Genomic DNA, 16,195 nt, shown 5'->3' on the forward strand with positions numbered 1-16,195 from the left:
AGAGGCCCCTCAGGATCACAACCACAATAACCATGAGGTCACTATGCGTAAGAACGCCGTCATCCAGGCTTTACTCGCCGCTGGGCTGATCGCCAGCACCCCGTTTGCCAGCGCCGCCGGCAATCTGGTGTTCTGCTCCGAAGGCAGCCCCGCCGGGTTCGACCCTGGCCTGTACACCACCGGCACCGACTTCGATGCCGCTGCGGAAACCGTGTTCAACCGCCTGAGCCAGTTCGAGCGTGGCGGCACCGCGGTAATCCCTGGCCTGGCCGAGAAGTGGGACATCAGTGAAGACGGTTTGAGCTACACCTTCCACCTGCGCCCCAAGGTGAAATTCCATACCACCGAATACTTCACACCGAGCCGCGACTTCAACGCCGATGACGTGCTGTTCACTTTTCAGCGCATGCTCGACAAGGACCACCCGTTCCGCAAAGCCTACCCGTCGGAATTCCCCTACTTCACCGACATGGGCATGGACGCCAATATCGCCAAGATCGAAAAACTCGACGACATGACAGTCCGCTTCAGCCTCAACGAAGTCGACGCCGCCTTTATCCAGAACCTGGCGATGAGCTTCGCCTCGATCCAGTCTGCCGAATACGCCGATAGCCTGCTCAAGGCCGGCAAAGCCGCCGACATCAACCAGAAGCCCATCGGCACCGGCCCATTCGTGTTCAGCCGCTACCAGAAGGACGCGGTGATCCGCTTCAAGGGCAACAAGGAATACTGGCAGCCGGATGAGGTGAAGATCGACAACCTGATCTTCGCCATCAACACCGACGCCTCGGTGCGCATGCAGAAGCTCAAAGCTGGCGAATGCCAGGTCACCCTGTTCCCGCGCCCGGCGGATCTGGATTCGCTGAAAAAAGACCCTAATCTGGACATGCCTGAGCAGGCCGGTTTCAACGTCGGCTATATCGCCTACAACGTCAGCCACCCGCCGTTCGACCAGCTCGAAGTGCGCCAGGCGCTGGACATGGCGGTAAACAAGCAAGGCATCATCGACGCGGTGTACCAGAGCGCCGGCCAGCTGGCGGTCAACGGCATGCCGCCGACCCAGTGGTCCTATGACGACAGCATCAAAGACCCCGCTTACAACCCGGAAAAAGCCAAAGAGCTGCTCAAGGCCGCCGGCGTCAAGGAAGGCACCGAAATCACCCTGTGGGCCATGCCGGTGCAGCGCCCCTACAACCCCAACGCCAAGCTGATGGCCGAGATGCTGCAAAGCGACTGGGCCAAGGTCGGCATCAAGGCCAAGATCGTCAGCTACGAGTGGGGCGAGTACCTCAAGCGCAGCAAGGCCGGCGAGCACGATGCCATGCTGATCGGCTGGAGCGGCGACAACGGTGACCCGGACAACTGGCTGGGCACCCTGTATGGCTGCGACGCGGTAGACGGCAACAACTTCTCCAAGTGGTGTGATGCCGACTACGACAAGCTGGTGAAAGCCGCCAAGCGCGTTACCGACACCGCCGAGCGCAGCGAGCTGTACAAGCAGGCTCAGGTGATTCTCAAGCGTGAAGTGCCGATCACCCCGATCGCCCACTCCACGGTCTACCAGCCGATGAGCAAGAAAGTCGTGGACTTCAAGATCAGCCCGTTCGCGCTGAACTCGTTCTACGGCGTCGGCGTCAAGTAACTGCAGTCCTCACCCATGCTGGCGAGCGGGTTATCCGCCCCTCGTCAGCCGGACAACAGCGGCCTACCCGGCTGCCGTTTGTTTGCTCCGTATAACCCGAGGATTGCCCTGATGCCTGGACCTTTCCGGCCCCACCCAAGCGACTGCCGCGCCGTTGCCTGCCGCGCCCGGCCTGCAACACCGGCGCTCAATAGCGGGCCACCCGCCGTACTACAACAGCGTCCGGCCATGCAGCCCGATGCACGCTCACCTTTACTGGAGCTCTGACCCCGATGCTGTCCTTTATTGCCCGACGCCTGGGGTTACTGATCCCCACCTTTTTCGGCGTCACCCTGCTGACCTTCGCGCTGATCCGCATGATCCCCGGCGACCCGGTGGAAGTGATGATGGGCGAGCGCCGCGTCGACCCGGTGATGCACGCCGAGGCCATGGAGCGCCTGGGCCTGAACAAGCCGCTGTACGCCCAGTATTTCGACTATATCGGCCAGCTCGCCCAGGGCGATCTGGGCCAATCGCTGCGCACCCGCGAAAGCGTCTGGAGCGAGTTCACCACCCTGTTCCCCGCCACCCTGGAGCTGGCCCTGGCCGCCCTGCTGTTCGCCGGCTCGCTCGGTCTGGTGGCCGGAGTGATCGCCGCACTCAAGCGCGGTTCGTTGTTCGACCATGGGGTGATGGGCATCTCACTGGCCGGTTACTCCATGCCGATTTTCTGGTGGGGCCTGCTGCTGATCATGTTCTTCTCGGTGTGGCTCGGCTGGACACCGGTGTCCGGGCGCATCGACCTGCTCTACGACATAGCGCCGGTCACCGGTTTTATGCTGATCGATACGCTGCTCTCGGGCGAGGAAGGCGCCTTTGTCGACGCCCTGCGCCACCTGATCCTGCCGGCCATCGTGCTGGGCACTATCCCACTCGCGGTGATCGCACGGATGACCCGCTCGGCGATGCTCGAAGTGCTGCGCGAGGACTATGTGCGCACCGCCCGCGCCAAGGGCCTGTCGCCGGCCCGCGTGGTGTTTGTGCATGGCCTGCGCAATGCACTGATCCCGGTGCTCACGGTGTTCGGCCTGCAGGTCGGCGCGCTGCTGGCCGGTGCGGTGCTGACCGAAACCATCTTCTCCTGGCCGGGCATCGGCAAATGGCTGATCGAGTCGATCGGCGCGCGTGACTACCCGGTGGTGCAGAACGGCATTTTGCTGATCGCCTGCCTGGTGATTCTGGTCAACTTCGTGGTGGACATCCTCTATGGACTGGCTAACCCGCGCATTCGCCATCAGCGCTAAGAACCTACCCATGGCCTGCTGCGCGTCGGCGATACCGCGTCAAAACCAGCTTCGGAAGCTGCTTGCTGCTAACGCCCTTCAGGGCGGCCCCGGAGGGGCGAGCGAAGCGAGTCATGCTCATGTGCAACAGCACACTGCGCTTCCTCAGCTGCTTTTTCCTTGTCTCGCGCTAGCTCGCGAGGCCATGCACAGGTTCTACGGAGCCCACTATGACAACTGAAACCCTAAGCACCAGTCTCGACCAATCGCTGTTCTACCCCTCGCCGCTCAAGGAGTTCTGGCAAGCCTTCGCCCACAACAAAGGCGCAGTCGCCGGGCTGGCATTTATGATCCTGCTGGTGATCTGCGCGCTGTTTGCACCGTGGATCGCCCCGCACGACCCCAGCGAGCAATACCGCGAGTTTCTGCTCACCCCTCCGGCCTGGCTGGAGGGTGGCCAGCTGCAGTTTCTCCTGGGCACCGATGAAGTGGGCCGCGATCTGCTCTCAAGGCTGATCCATGGCGCACGGCTGTCGCTGCTGATTGGCCTGGCCTCGGTGCTGATGTCGCTGATCCCCGGCATTCTGCTGGGCCTGGTTGCCGGGTTCTTCCCGCGCCTGCTCGGCCCGTCGATCATGCGCCTGATGGACATCATGCTGGCCCTGCCCTCACTGCTGCTGGCGGTGGCCATCGTCGCCATCCTCGGCCCTGGGCTGATCAACACCATCTTCGCCATCGCCATCGTCTCGCTGCCCTCTTACGTGCGCCTGACCCGCGCCGCCGTGATGGGCGAGCTAAATCGTGATTACGTCACCGCCGCGCAGTTAGCTGGAGCGGGCCGAATGAGGCTGATGTTTATCACCGTGCTGCCCAACTGCATGGCGCCCCTGATAGTGCAGGCCACCCTGAGCTTCTCCTCGGCGATTCTCGATGCCGCGGCCCTGGGTTTTCTCGGCCTCGGCGTACAGCCGCCCACTCCCGAGTGGGGCACCATGCTGGCCTCGGCGCGCGACTATATCGAGCGCGCCTGGTGGGTGGTTTCGCTGCCCGGCCTGACCATTCTGCTCAGCGTGCTGGCGATCAATCTGATGGGCGACGGGCTGCGCGATGCCCTCGACCCGAAACTGAAGAATGCCGCCTGAGGAGACCCACATGGACAGGATTGCCTTTGTAGCCTTTGTAGGATGGGTGGAGCGCAGCGATACCCATCATTGCCATCCGAGCCTCGCGATGGGTATCGCACGGCTCAACCCATCCTACGGATCGGAGCCACGCTAATGAGCCTGCTGGATATCAAGAACCTCAGCGTGCGCTTCGGCGACGCCAACGCCGTGCCGGTGGTCGACGGCCTCGACCTATCCGTGCAGAAAGGCGAGGTGCTGGCCATAGTCGGCGAGTCTGGCTCCGGCAAATCGGTGACCATGATGGCGCTGATGGGCCTGATCGACACGCCCGGCATCGTCACGGCCGACAGCCTGCAGTTCGACGGCACCGATATGCTGCGCCTCAAGGGTCGCCAGCGCCGTCATATAGTCGGCAAGGACTTGTCGATGGTCTTTCAGGATCCGATGACCGCACTCAACCCCAGCTTTACCGTGGGATTCCAGATCGAGGAAGTGCTGCGTCAGCACCTTGGCCTCAAGGGCCAGGCCGCCCGCCAGCGCGCCCTGCAGCTACTCGACAAGGTGGAAATTCCCGCCGCTGCCAGCCGCCTGAAGGCCTATCCGCACCAGCTGTCCGGTGGCATGAGCCAACGGGTAGCGATCGCCATGGCGATTGCCGCCGAACCCAAGCTGCTGATCGCCGACGAGCCAACCACGGCCCTGGACGTAACCATTCAGGCGCAGATCATGGACCTGCTGGTGGGCCTGCAACGCGAACAGGACATGGGCCTGGTGCTGATCACCCATGACCTGGCCGTGGTCGCCGAAACCGCGCAGCGCGTCTGCGTGATGTATGCCGGACAAGCGGTAGAAATCGGCAGCGTGCCAAAGCTGTTCACCGCGCCGAGCCACCCCTACACCGAGGCGCTGCTCAAGGCGATCCCTGAACACAGCCAGGGCCAGCGTCGCCTGGCCACCCTGCCCGGCATCGTCCCTGGCCGCTATGACCGCCCGGCCGGCTGCCTGCTGTCGCCGCGCTGCCCCTACGCCCAGGCGCACTGCCGTGAACAACGACCGAGCCTGGATGCCCATGCACGTGGCGCAGCGCGCTGCTTCTACTCGCTCAACCTGACTGCGGAGGTGGCCTGATGAACGCCGTCCTGACTGCTCGCGACCTCACCCGCCACTACGCAATTTCCCGCGGTCTGTTCCAGCCCAGCGCTCAGGTGCAGGCGCTGAATGGCGTGTCCTTTGAACTGCAGGCGGGCAAGACCCTGGCGGTGGTCGGCGAGTCCGGCTGCGGCAAATCCACCCTGGCCCGCGCCCTGACCCTGATCGAGGAGCCCAGTTCGGGCTCGCTGCAGATCGCCGGGCAAGAAGTGACTGGTGCCAACAACGCCCAGCGCAAGCAGCTGCGCCGTGATGTGCAGATGGTCTTTCAGAACCCCTACGCTTCGCTCAATCCGCGGCAGAAGGTCGGCGACCAGCTGGGCGAACCGCTGCTGATCAACACCGCGCTGTCGCGCCTGGAACGACGTGAGCGGGTGCAGGCGATGATGCAGCAGGTGGGCCTGCGCCCCGAGCACTACCAGCGCTACCCGCATATGTTCTCCGGCGGCCAGCGCCAGCGCATCGCCCTGGCCCGCGCGATGATGCTGCAACCCAAGGTGCTGGTGGCGGACGAGCCGACCTCGGCGCTGGACGTGTCGATCCAGGCCCAGGTGCTCAACCTGTTTATGGACCTGCAGGAACAGTTCAACACCGCCTACGTGTTTATCTCGCACAACCTCGCGGTGGTGCGCCACGTGGCCGACGATGTGCTGGTGATGTACCTCGGTCGCCCGGTGGAAATGGGCCCCAACGAGCTGATCTACCACCGCCCGCTGCACCCTTACACCCAGGCGCTGCTGTCGGCGACGCCGAGCATTCATCCTGATCCGAGCAAAGCGAAAATCAAGATCCGTGGCGAGCTGCCCAACCCGCTGTCACCGCCCAGCGGCTGCGCCTTCCACCAACGCTGCCCGCATGCCAGCGAGCGCTGCCAGATCGAACAGCCGGCGCTGCGTCTGCTGGATGCGCGGCAAGTGGCTTGCCATCATGCGGAGTTGATCAATAGCTAGAATGCAAACCGGGGCTTATTACTGCGCAGCAGGGCCCCGGTAGAACAACCGATAAGCCAACAAGCCAATGGCCTCGTTAAGCAGCAGAGCGTTTTGCCAGACCGCCTTGCTTTCCGGCAGCCAGCCACCTGCAGGGCGACCATTGGGCGTACCGAGAAAGCCCATCGGCACGCTGACCACCTGCAAACCCGCCTGTTCGAAACTCCAGCGCGACCTCGGCATATGCCAGGCCTGGGTCACCAGCACCACACGGGTAATCCCCGCTTGCTTGAGCAGCTCAGCGCTGTGGGTGGCATTCTCCCAGGTGGTGCGGCTCTCGCCCTCCTGCCAGCGCACCGGCAAGCCGTAATCGCGCGCCAGCACCTCGGCCATCAACGCCGCCTCACTCGGCGGTACGCCATAGTGCAAGCCACCACTGGTTAACAGCGGCAAACCCGAGGCCTTGACCAGCCGCGCAGCGAAACGCCCCCGCTCTAACGCCAGCAGGCTGGGCTGATCAGCCCCCCAGCCGGGATCGGCCAGCTCGCGCCCAGCCCCCAGCAGCACAATCACCTCAGCCTGCCGAGCCAGATCAGCCCATTGCCGCTCATCCAATGCGGGCTGGTTTTCCAGCATCCGCGCCGAATACTCGACCACCACCGGCAGACTAAACAGCCACAGACCACCCAAGCCTGCCACAAAACACCCCAGCGCCAGACGCGGAAAACGCCGACGCAGCCACCAGGCGGCCAGCAGCAACAGCAGGAACAGGCCTGGCGGAAGGAAAAACTGTTTAAGGATGTAGCGAATCGGCATTGAGCACCTCCATGGGTGCGCGCAGCCTACCGATGATTACTCGCCCGAAACAACTGCGAGCCGCAGGCTTTGCAGGCCTGCACGCCATTGCCGGATTGCCAGCCCGCCAGAGCGCCGCACAGGGCGCAGCACAACTGTAAACGGCGTTTAAGCAGGGGTTTGATTTTGCTGGGCAGCGCCGCGGTGGGTTTGTGGCCGCTGCGACTGACCTTGCGTGAGCTTGGCAGCTGCTCGATCTGCGCCATTTCCTGCGCCGCAGCATGCCAGCCGCGCAGCCAGTCCAGGTCACGATCCAGGTAGGCGCGAATCAGCTCCATTTCCGCCGCGGTCAGGCCGCGCAGCTCCAGCTCCAGCGGTGGCTGCGCGGACAGTGCACTCAGGTTATCCGCCTCATCCAATGCAATGGCAAGGCGTTGCAGCAGCCGCTCATAGAGCCCGCCACCCGCTGCACCACGCCGTAACTCCGCCATCCTTCACCTCGCCCCGGAGCAGGTTGCCGCTCCATATAGCAAGCTTAGCGTTCGCGCTTTAACCGGCAGTGCCTCGCGACAAACGGCGCGGCCAGGCCGTCGTAGCTGGCGCGCGGCGCAATCAGGGTTTCCCTGAATAAGCGGGGCTCATGTATGCTACGGCGTTTTCCGCAAGCCCTTATTCCCAGCGCCGGTAGCCATGCAAGAACAGTACTCGCCCCGTGAAATCGAAGCCGCCGCGCAGTCCCATTGGGACGCGCAGAAATCCTTTGTAGTGAGCGAACAGCCGGGCAAGGAGACTTTCTACTGCCTGTCGATGTTCCCCTACCCGAGCGGCAAGCTGCACATGGGCCATGTGCGCAACTACACCATCGGTGACGTAATCGCCCGCTACCAGCGCATGCAGGGCAAGAACGTGCTGCAGCCCATGGGCTGGGACGCTTTTGGCATGCCGGCGGAAAACGCCGCGATGAAAAACCAGGTCGCACCGGCCAAGTGGACCTACGAAAACATCGACTACATGAAGACCCAGCTCAAGTCGCTGGGCCTGGCCGTGGACTGGACCCGCGAAGTCACCACCTGCAAGCCGGACTATTACCGCTGGGAACAGTGGCTATTCACCCGCCTGTTCGAAAAGGGCGTGATCTACCGCAAGAACGGCAGCGTCAACTGGGACCCGGTGGACCAGACCGTACTGGCCAACGAGCAGGTAATCGATGGCCGCGGCTGGCGCTCCGGCGCGGTGATCGAAAAGCGCGAAATCCCTATGTACTACTTCAAGATCACCGCCTACGCGGAAGAGCTGCTGAGTAGCCTGGACGAATTGGATGGCTGGCCGGAACAGGTCAAGACCATGCAGCGCAACTGGATCGGCAAGAGCTTTGGCGCCGATGTGGTGTTCGACTATGACCACGCCAGCGTCGGTATCGACGGCCAGCTCAAGGTCTACACCACCCGCCCCGACACCCTGATGGGCGCCACCTACGTCGCCGTGGCCGCCGAGCATCCGCTGGCGCAGCGCGCCGCCGAAAGCGACCCGGCCATCGCTGCGTTTATCGCCGAATGCAAAGCCGGCTCCGTGGCCGAGGCCGATATGGCCACCATGGAGAAGAAAGGCGTGGCCACCGGCCAATTCGTTATTCATCCGCTGAGTGGCGACAAGCTGCCGGTGTTCGTCGCCAACTACGTGCTGTGGGGCTACGGCGAAGGCGCGGTGATGGCCGTACCGGCGCACGATGAACGCGATTTCGAATTCGCCAATAAATACAACCTGCCAATCACCCAGGTGTACACCGGTGAAGGCAAGGACTACGACGCCAACCAGTGGCAAGACTGGTACGGCGACAAAACCGGGCTGATCACGATCAACTCCGGCAAATACGATGGCAAAGACTTCAACGCCGCCTTCGACGCCATAGTCGCCGACCTGGAAGCCAGTGAGCACGGCGCGCGCAAAACCCAGTTCCGTCTGCGCGACTGGGGCATCAGCCGTCAGCGTTACTGGGGCTGCCCGATCCCGATCATCCACTGCGACAGCTGCGGCGACGTACCGGTACCGGAAGACCAGCTGCCCGTGGTGCTGCCCGAAGACGTGGTGCCAGATGGCGCCGGCAGCCCGCTGGCGCGCATGCCCGAATTCTATGAGTGCAATTGCCCTAAATGTGGCGCGCCGGCCAAGCGTGAAACCGACACCATGGACACCTTTGTCGAGTCGTCCTGGTACTACGCCCGCTATGCCTCACCGCATTACAGCGGTGGCATGGTTGACCCAGCCGCCGCCAACCACTGGCTGCCGGTAGATCAGTACATCGGTGGTATCGAACACGCGATTTTGCACCTGCTGTACGCGCGCTTCTTCCACAAGCTGATGCGCGACGAAGGCCTGGTGAGCTCCAATGAGCCGTTCAAGAACCTGCTGACCCAGGGCATGGTGGTCGCCGAGACCTACTACCGCACCCTGGAAAACGGCGGCAAGGACTGGTTCAACCCGGCCGATGTCGAGCTGGAGCGTGACGGCAAAGCCAAAGTCATCAGCGCCAAACTAAAAAGCGATGGCCTGCCGGTGGAAATCGGCGGCACCGAAAAGATGTCCAAGTCGAAGAACAACGGCGTCGACCCCCAGTCGATGATCGACCAGTTCGGCGCCGACACCTGCCGTCTGTTTATGATGTTCGCCTCGCCGCCGGACATGAGCTGCGAATGGTCCGACGCCGGCGTTGAAGGCGCCAACCGCTTCCTGCGCCGCGTCTGGCGCCTGGCGCAGAACCACGTCAACCAGGGCATCGCCAGCGCACTCGACCTGACCAGCCTAAATGACGAGCAGAAGGCCGTGCGCCGGGCGATTCATCTGGCGATCAAGCAGTCGAGCTTCGATATTGGCCAGCACCACAAATTCAACACCGCCATCGCCCAGGTGATGACCCTGATGAACGTGCTGGAGAAAGCCGCGCAAACCACGGCTCAGGACCGCGCCCTGCTGCAGGAAGGCCTGGAAGCGGTGGCGCTGCTGCTGGCACCGATCACCCCGCATATCAGCCATCAGCTGTGGCAGGAACTCGGTCATGACCAAGCCATCATCGACGCCGCCTGGCCACAGGTGGATGAGTCGGCCCTGGTGCAGGACAGCCTGAGCCTGGTAATCCAGGTCAACGGCAAGCTGCGCGGACAGATTGAAGTGCCCGCCAGCGCCAGCCGCGAAGAGGTTGAAGCCACTGCCCGCAGCAACGAGAACGTACTGCGCTTTACCGAAGGCCTGAGCATTCGCAAGGTCATCGTGGTGCCCGGCAAACTGGTCAACATTGTTGCCAGCTGACTAGTCGCCAACTGATTAAGCTCGGCGCGACCGCACCACGGCGCGCCGCAAGACACGCCAAGGGGATAAAAGATGATCAAACGGAATCTGTTGGTAATTGGCCTGGCTACCCTGCTCAGCGCTTGCGGCTTCCAGCTGCGCGGCACCGGTGACGTGCAGTTCGCCCTCAAGGAACTGGATGTCAGCGCGCGCAACGCCTATGGCGAAACCGTCAACCAAGTGCGCGACGTGCTGCAGGATAACGGCGTCAAGGTCTACCCAGGCGCGCCGTACCGCCTGGTCTTGAGCAACGAGCAGGAAAACCGCCGTGCCGCCAGCTTTACCAGCTCGGCCCGCACCGCCGAGTACGAACTAAGCAAGACCCTGGAATACGAGATCCGTGGCAGCAAAGACCTGCTGCTGATCAGCGACCAGCTGCAAGCCCAGAGCTTCTACACCCAGGATGGCAACAACCTGATTGGCGGTGACCAGGAAGCCGCTCAGCTGCGCCAGGAAATGAACCGCGAGCTGATCCAGCAACTGGTGCAGCGCCTGCAGCAGATCAGCCCAGCGCAACTGGAGCAACTGCAGCAAACCGCAGAAGCCAAGGCGCAGGCCGAAGCCAATGCACTGGAAGCCGCTCGCCAGCAACAGGCCGCGCAGCCGCAGCAGTCGCCGATCCAGCTGCCGATTCCGGCCCAGTAAGCCCGCCGGGCCGCGCCAGCGGCCCCGCTCTGCGACCCCATGAAACTTAACTCTGCACAACTCGGCAAACACCTGCAGGGTAACCTGAGCCCGGTGTATGTGGTCAGTGGCGATGAGCCGCTGCTCTGCCAGGAAGCCTGCGACGCCATCCGCGCTGCGACCCGCCAACAGGGTTTCAGCGAACGCCAGGTGTTTAACGCCGACAACAATTTCGACTGGGGCAACCTGCTGCAAGCCGGCGCCAGTCTGTCGCTGTTTGCCGACAAACGCCTGCTGGAGTTGCGCCTGCCCAACGGCAAGCCCGGCGACAAGGGCGCTGCTGCGCTGCTGGAATACCTCGCCCGCCCCGCCGAAGACACCGTGCTGCTGATCAGCCTGCCGAAACTCGATGGCAGCGCGCAGAAGACCAAGTGGGGCAAGGCGCTGATCGACGGCGCGCAGACGCAGTTCGTGCAGATCTGGCCGGTCGATGCCCACCAGCTGCCACAATGGATTCGCCAGCGCCTGGCACAAGCGGGCCTCAGCGCCAGCGCCGAGGCGGTGGACATGATTGCCGTGCGCGTCGAAGGCAACCTGCTGGCCGCCGCCCAGGAAATCGAAAAACTCAAATTGCTCGCCGAAGGCACGCAGATCGACGTCGACACCGTGCATGCCTCGGTGGCCGACAGCGCACGCTTCGATGTATTCGGCTTGATCGATGCGGCTCTTAATGGCGAAGCCGCCCACGCCCTGCGCATGCTCGAAGGGCTGCGTGGTGAGGGCGTCGAGCCGCCGGTGATTCTCTGGGCCCTGGCCCGGGAAATCCGCCTGCTGGCCAGCATCGCCCAGCAATACAGCCAGGGCACGCCGCTGGAAAAAGCCTTCAGTGCCGCGCGCCCGCCGGTCTGGGACAAGCGCCGCCCACTGGTCAGCAAAGCCCTGCAGCGCCTGTCCGCCGCCCGCTGGGCCGCGCTGCTGCAGGATGCCCAACAGATCGACGCACAGATCAAAGGCCAGGCGGCCGGCGACCCCTGGAGCGGCCTGAGCCTGTTGACGCTGAGCATCTGCGGTCAGCGTTTAGGCCTGACCCGCTAGTAGGCTGCAAAAGCCCAGACTCTGGACTTTTAGCTGCGTGCGGAGCATGCTGCGCCCGCCTGCGACGTGCAGGTCATGTGCCGAGGAAATGTCATGGCGAAGAAAGCCAAACGCGGCCCCAACAAGGCCAAATCCCTGATCGCCCAGCCGCTGTTTCGCTCACGCCAGGAAACGCCGAGCAAAGGCAAAGGCAGCTACCGCCGCGAAGCCTCCCAGCAAAACTGGGAGGCTTCATCCGTTCTGGCCGCCTGAAAAGCCCGCCACAGCCCGCCAACACCCGCACATCAGCCCAATCATGCTAAGGTTACGGCCTGCAAAATGTGCCGAGACCACCATGCCTTACCTGCTTCTTCGGGGCCTGTCCCATAGCGTCACCGCCTGCCTCCTGCTGCTCCTGACCGCTTGCGCCGAAGCGCCGGCTCAGCCGCTTGCCACCGCACCGGTCACGGCTACCACAGCAGCCACCAGCCCAGCCGCCAGCGTGGTCAGCCGTCCAATCCCGTTACTCAGCTTCGATGAGTGGCGCATGCTGCTGCGCAGCGATGCCATCGCCGCCGGTATCGACCCTGAATTGTTCGACCGCACCTTCGCCGGCATCACCCTGGACCCCAGAGTCGTTACCTCCGATAGCAGCCAGCCGGAGTTCACCCGCCCGGTGTGGGACTACATCGATGGCGCCGTGTCCATCTCACGTATCGCCCAGGGCCGCCTGCTCAAGGCGCAGCATCGGCCAACCCTGAAAGCCATCCGCAGCGCCTACGCCGTGGACCATGAAGTGCTGATCGCGATCTGGGGCATGGAAAGCAATTACGGCAGCAATATCGGCAGCCATAACGTTATTCGCTCCCTCGCCACCCTGGCCTACGACGGCCGCCGCCAAGTGTTCTGGCGCAGCCAACTGCTGGCCGCGCTGCAGATCCTGCAAGCCGGCGACGGCCCTGCGCAAGGGCTGATCGGCTCATGGGCGGGCGCCATGGGGCAAACCCAGTTTATGCCGACCACCTTCAATCAGCATGCCGTGGATTTTGATGGCGATGGCAAGCGCGACCTGTGGAACTCCACCCCCGACGCCCTCGCCTCTGCCGCCCATTACCTGCAAGCCTCGGGCTGGGAAAACGGCCAACCCTGGGGCTTTGAAGTGAACCTGCCGCAAGGCTTCGATTACGCCCTGGCCGATCCGGAAGTGCGCCGCAGCCTGGCGCAGTGGCGCGAACTGGGGATCAACCCGGTCAGAGCCATCGAGGCCAACGAGCACAGCCCTGCCACGCTGTTTCTGCCTGCCGGCCATCGCGGCCCAGCCTTCCTGCTGCTGAACAACTTCCGCAGCATCCTCAAGTACAACAACTCCACCGCCTACGCCCTGGCCATCGGCCTGCTTAGCGATGCCCTGGATGGCAACCCCGGCGTGCAGGCCGCCTGGCCGCGAGGCGACCGCCAATTGGGGCGCAGCGAACGTATCGAACTGCAGGAGCTGCTGACCCGCAAAGGCTACGAACTGGGCCCGGCGGACGGCATTATCGGCGCCAACACGCGCAAGGCGGTACGCGCCTTTCAGCAATCCCAGGGGCAACCCGCCGATGGCTACCCGACCCAGGAACTGCTGGTGCGCCTGCGCTCCTCGCTGTAACCGCGCCGGGCGCTATTCAGCCATGATTTCGCCCGAGCCGCCCATGGCCTCGGGCAAATCGCGCTGCTTGGGCAGGCCGTCGCACACCCGCAGCACCGCCTCCTGGTAATGCACATGCAGCGTCGGCACATAGGCCAGTTGCGGCAGTAACGCCGCATACACATCCACCAGCCCCATACCCGGGTGATCGGTGAACAGGTGGCCGCCGCAGCGCTTGCACCACTTACGGCTACTGCCCGGCGTCTTGTTGTAGCAGTCGATATTCTCGGCACCGCGGGTCACGCTCAGCGCCTCCGGCGACCACAGGCTGAAGGCATTGACCGGCCCGGCCGACCAGTGCCGGCAGGACTGACAGTGGCAATAGCCCATCGCCACCGGCTCGCCGCTGACCGTGAATTCGACTGCGCCGCAAAAACAGCGGCCTTGGTAGCGTTGTTCGTTATCCATGCTTGCTCTCCTCTTGTACAACCGGCATAACGCCTAGCCGTCGATCTGGCGCAGGCTGCATGCCGGCGTCCGGCGCACCTGCAGTTCGAAGATATCGGCACGCGCATAATGGCCGCTGACATCCAGGGTGCGGCGTGCCGGTGCCACCCTCGCCACGTCGATCTCGGCATACAGAATGCCTTCCTCGCGGTGCAACGGACCGGCCACCAGCCGGCCCGTGGGGTCGACCACCAGCGAATCGCCGCCATTGATCCACTCGTCGGGATCGGCAAACAACTGCTCGCGCCCGGGAAAGTCCTCGGGAATGTCGCTGCCGCGCAGCAACGTGCCGCTGCCCAGCACCCAGCAGCGGCCCTCCAGGGCGATATGGCGCAAGGTCGTGATCCAGCTCTCGCCACTGTCGTAGGTCGGCGCGACATAGACCTCCACGCCATCGGCATACAGGGCGTAACGCGCCAGCGGCATATAGTTCTCCCAGCAGATCAGCGTGCCCAGACGGCCAACCGGGGTGTCCACCGCGCGCAGTCCGGCGGCATCGCCAGGGCCGTGGACCATGCGTTCTGGGTTGGTCGGCATCAGCTTGCGGTGCCGATTGAGCAACTCGCCCCGAGGGCCGATCACCACCACCGAGTTGTAGAGCGTGCCGCCGCCCTGGCGGCGCTCGCACTCGTTGATGCCGCAGACGATACTCACGCCATGCCTACGAGCGGCCTGGTACAGGCCCTGCAAATCGTCCCCGCTGACATCCACCGCATTGGCCAGCAGCAACCCGTGCAACTGGCCCATCAGCGCGCCGTCGCGTCCCGCCGCCAAGCGCCAGATCCACGAGGGATATCCTGGAATATACAACTCAGGCAGGACCACCAGGCTGGCCCCTGCCGCCGCCGCCTCGGCAACGGACTGCACGGCCCGCGCCAGGGTCGCGGCGCGGTCGAGCAACACCGGTGGGCGCTGGATAATGGCTATCTTGCTCATGCTTTGCTCCTTCGCGGTCGCGCAGGGTGATTGAAGCCTCAGCCTGCGCCTGGCAAATCGCCCCAGCTAGTCCAGAATCTGAAGTGTTGAGCCAACGCGGAGCACGGCAATGGAAGACGGCTACGGGCAGTTCTGCACGGTGGCGCGCGCCAGCGAAATACTCTGCGAACGCTGGACGCCGCTGGTGCTGCGCGAACTGCTGTGCGGCAGCAAACGCTTCAATGACCTGCACCGCGGGGTGCCGCGCATGTCCACCAGCCTGCTGAGCCAGCGCCTGCGTCATCTCGAAGAAGCCGGCGTGGTGCGCCGCAGCGCCCATGGCAAGGTCTGGGAATATGGCCTGACCGAGGCCGGCGAGGCGTTGCGCCCTATCGTCATGGCGCTCGGCCACTGGGGCGCGTGCTGGATCGGCAGCCGCCTGCACGACGACCAGCTGGATGCCGGCCTGCTGATGTGGGATGTGCGGCGCTTTGTCCACCTCACCGAGTTCCCGCCACGCCCCGTGGTGATCCACTTCAGCTTTCGCGACGCCCGGCCCGGCGAGCGCGAGTGGTGGTTGCTGGTCGAGCAGGGGATCGCCGACCTGTGCCGCGACGATCCCGGCCGCGACCCCTGCCTGGTGGTAGATGCCAGCGTGCGTGCCCTGACCGATATCTGGAGCGGCGAGCGCAGCCCGCAGGACGTGCTGCAGAGCGGCGAGCTGCGGGTACTGGGGGCGCCCACGGATGCCCAACAGCTGTGGCATTGGCTCGGCACCAGCGCCTTCGCCATCACTCGCCGCCAAGCCCTCCAGGCCGCCCGGCGCGCGCCAGACTGAACGGTCAGCTTCTGTGATAAGCTGCGCAGCGGCCACAAGCCGCCTCGTCCACGGAGCCTCTAGCGGAGCCCAGATTGCCGATGTCCGATACCTCCCCGCCTAAAACCGTCGCCAGCGGCGAAAAATTCCGTACCAGCCAAGGCATCACCGCGATCAAGGACGGCCAGAAGCGCCGCGCCTCCGGTGAGCCTCAGGTGTTCGAGCCCAAACCCAAGTGGCTACGCGTCAAGGCGCCCGGTGGCAGCCGCTTCGAGGCGGTCAAACGCAATGTCAGCGAACACCGCCTGAGCACCGTGTGCCAGGAATCCCACTGCCCGAACATGGGCGAATGCTGGTCCAACGGTACCGCCACCATCATGCTGATGGG

15 protein-coding genes and 1 pseudogene are annotated in these 16,195 nt (G+C 63.9%); 12 read left to right on the forward strand and 4 right to left on the reverse strand.

Annotated features, from left to right (window positions below):
- Window positions 1-43 precede the first annotated feature (43 nt).
- The 5 genes from WA145_RS02090 to WA145_RS02110 all read left to right on the forward strand — a co-directional run bounded on the left by WA145_RS02090 (window position 44) and on the right by WA145_RS02110 (window position 6,127).
- Window positions 44-1,642: an ABC transporter substrate-binding protein gene (locus tag WA145_RS02090; RefSeq protein ID WP_422579974.1), complete on the forward strand. Its 1,599-nt coding sequence runs from the start codon at window positions 44-46 to the stop codon at window positions 1,640-1,642.
- Between the two features lie 272 nt (window positions 1,643-1,914).
- Window positions 1,915-2,925 carry an ABC transporter permease subunit gene (locus WA145_RS02095; RefSeq protein ID WP_422579975.1) on the forward strand — a complete coding sequence of 337 codons (1,011 nt, stop codon included), beginning with the start codon at window positions 1,915-1,917 and terminating at the stop codon, window positions 2,923-2,925.
- 209 nt (window positions 2,926-3,134) lie between these two features.
- The gene (locus tag WA145_RS02100) at window positions 3,135-4,046 is read left to right on the forward strand and encodes an ABC transporter permease subunit (protein WP_422579976.1); all 912 of its coding nucleotides are present in this window, start codon (window positions 3,135-3,137) and stop codon (window positions 4,044-4,046) included.
- Between the two features lie 135 nt (window positions 4,047-4,181).
- A complete protein-coding gene (locus tag WA145_RS02105; protein ID WP_422579977.1) occupies window positions 4,182-5,156 on the forward strand; it encodes an ABC transporter ATP-binding protein in 975 nt (324 codons plus the stop codon).
- Window positions 5,156-6,127 carry a peptide ABC transporter ATP-binding protein gene (locus tag WA145_RS02110; protein ID WP_422579978.1) on the forward strand — a complete coding sequence of 324 codons (972 nt, stop codon included), beginning with the start codon at window positions 5,156-5,158 and terminating at the stop codon, window positions 6,125-6,127. Before WA145_RS02105 ends, WA145_RS02110 begins: the two co-directional genes overlap by 1 nt.
- A gap of 18 nt (window positions 6,128-6,145) precedes the next feature.
- Here WA145_RS02110 and WA145_RS02115 read toward each other — a convergent pair whose 3' ends face one another.
- Together WA145_RS02115 and WA145_RS02120 are read right to left on the reverse strand one after the other, a co-directional pair.
- Window positions 6,146-6,922, reverse strand: coding sequence for a YdcF family protein (locus WA145_RS02115; RefSeq protein WP_422579979.1), 777 nt, complete (start codon window positions 6,920-6,922; stop codon window positions 6,146-6,148).
- A gap of 26 nt (window positions 6,923-6,948) precedes the next feature.
- The gene (locus WA145_RS02120) at window positions 6,949-7,392 is read right to left on the reverse strand and encodes a hypothetical protein (RefSeq protein WP_422579980.1); all 444 of its coding nucleotides are present in this window, start codon (window positions 7,390-7,392) and stop codon (window positions 6,949-6,951) included.
- Between the two features lie 199 nt (window positions 7,393-7,591).
- Here WA145_RS02120 and leuS point away from each other — a divergent pair, with 199 nt between their 5' ends.
- The 5 genes from leuS to WA145_RS02145 all read left to right on the forward strand — a co-directional run bounded on the left by leuS (window position 7,592) and on the right by WA145_RS02145 (window position 13,589).
- Window positions 7,592-10,204, forward strand: a complete 2,613-nt coding sequence (gene leuS, locus WA145_RS02125) for a leucine--tRNA ligase (RefSeq protein ID WP_422579981.1) — start codon at window positions 7,592-7,594, stop codon at window positions 10,202-10,204.
- A gap of 72 nt (window positions 10,205-10,276) precedes the next feature.
- On the forward strand, window positions 10,277-10,888 hold the full coding sequence (lptE, locus tag WA145_RS02130) for an LPS assembly lipoprotein LptE (RefSeq protein WP_422579982.1): 612 nt from the start codon (window positions 10,277-10,279) through the stop codon (window positions 10,886-10,888).
- A 39-nt stretch (window positions 10,889-10,927) separates the two neighbouring features.
- On the forward strand, window positions 10,928-11,962 hold the full coding sequence (holA, locus tag WA145_RS02135; RefSeq protein ID WP_422579983.1) for a DNA polymerase III subunit delta: 1,035 nt from the start codon (window positions 10,928-10,930) through the stop codon (window positions 11,960-11,962).
- Between the two features lie 93 nt (window positions 11,963-12,055).
- Window positions 12,056-12,214, forward strand: a complete 159-nt coding sequence (arfA, locus tag WA145_RS02140) for an alternative ribosome rescue factor ArfA (RefSeq protein WP_304868255.1) — start codon at window positions 12,056-12,058, stop codon at window positions 12,212-12,214.
- Between the two features lie 82 nt (window positions 12,215-12,296).
- On the forward strand, window positions 12,297-13,589 hold the full coding sequence (locus tag WA145_RS02145; protein WP_422579984.1) for a lytic murein transglycosylase: 1,293 nt from the start codon (window positions 12,297-12,299) through the stop codon (window positions 13,587-13,589).
- A gap of 12 nt (window positions 13,590-13,601) precedes the next feature.
- On the opposite strand, the gene WA145_RS02150 is transcribed toward WA145_RS02145, so the two are convergent.
- Both WA145_RS02150 and WA145_RS02155 read right to left on the reverse strand, forming a co-directional pair.
- Entirely contained in the window at window positions 13,602-14,036 is a 435-nt protein-coding gene (locus WA145_RS02150) for a GFA family protein (protein ID WP_422579985.1), read from the reverse strand.
- A 33-nt stretch (window positions 14,037-14,069) separates the two neighbouring features.
- Window positions 14,070-15,011, reverse strand: coding sequence for a carbon-nitrogen hydrolase family protein (locus tag WA145_RS02155; protein WP_422579986.1), 942 nt, complete (start codon window positions 15,009-15,011; stop codon window positions 14,070-14,072).
- 109 nt (window positions 15,012-15,120) lie between these two features.
- Here WA145_RS02155 and WA145_RS02160 point away from each other — a divergent pair, with 109 nt between their 5' ends.
- Complete coding sequence (locus WA145_RS02160; protein WP_422579987.1) at window positions 15,121-15,828, forward strand: winged helix-turn-helix transcriptional regulator; 708 nt, start codon at window positions 15,121-15,123, stop codon at window positions 15,826-15,828.
- A gap of 80 nt (window positions 15,829-15,908) precedes the next feature.
- Window positions 15,909-16,195: pseudogene (locus tag WA145_RS02165) on the forward strand (lipoyl synthase); the annotation flags it as partial.

Source organism: Pseudomonas sp. (assembly GCF_049301935.1).
GTDB lineage: Bacteria > Pseudomonadota > Gammaproteobacteria > Pseudomonadales > Pseudomonadaceae > Aquipseudomonas.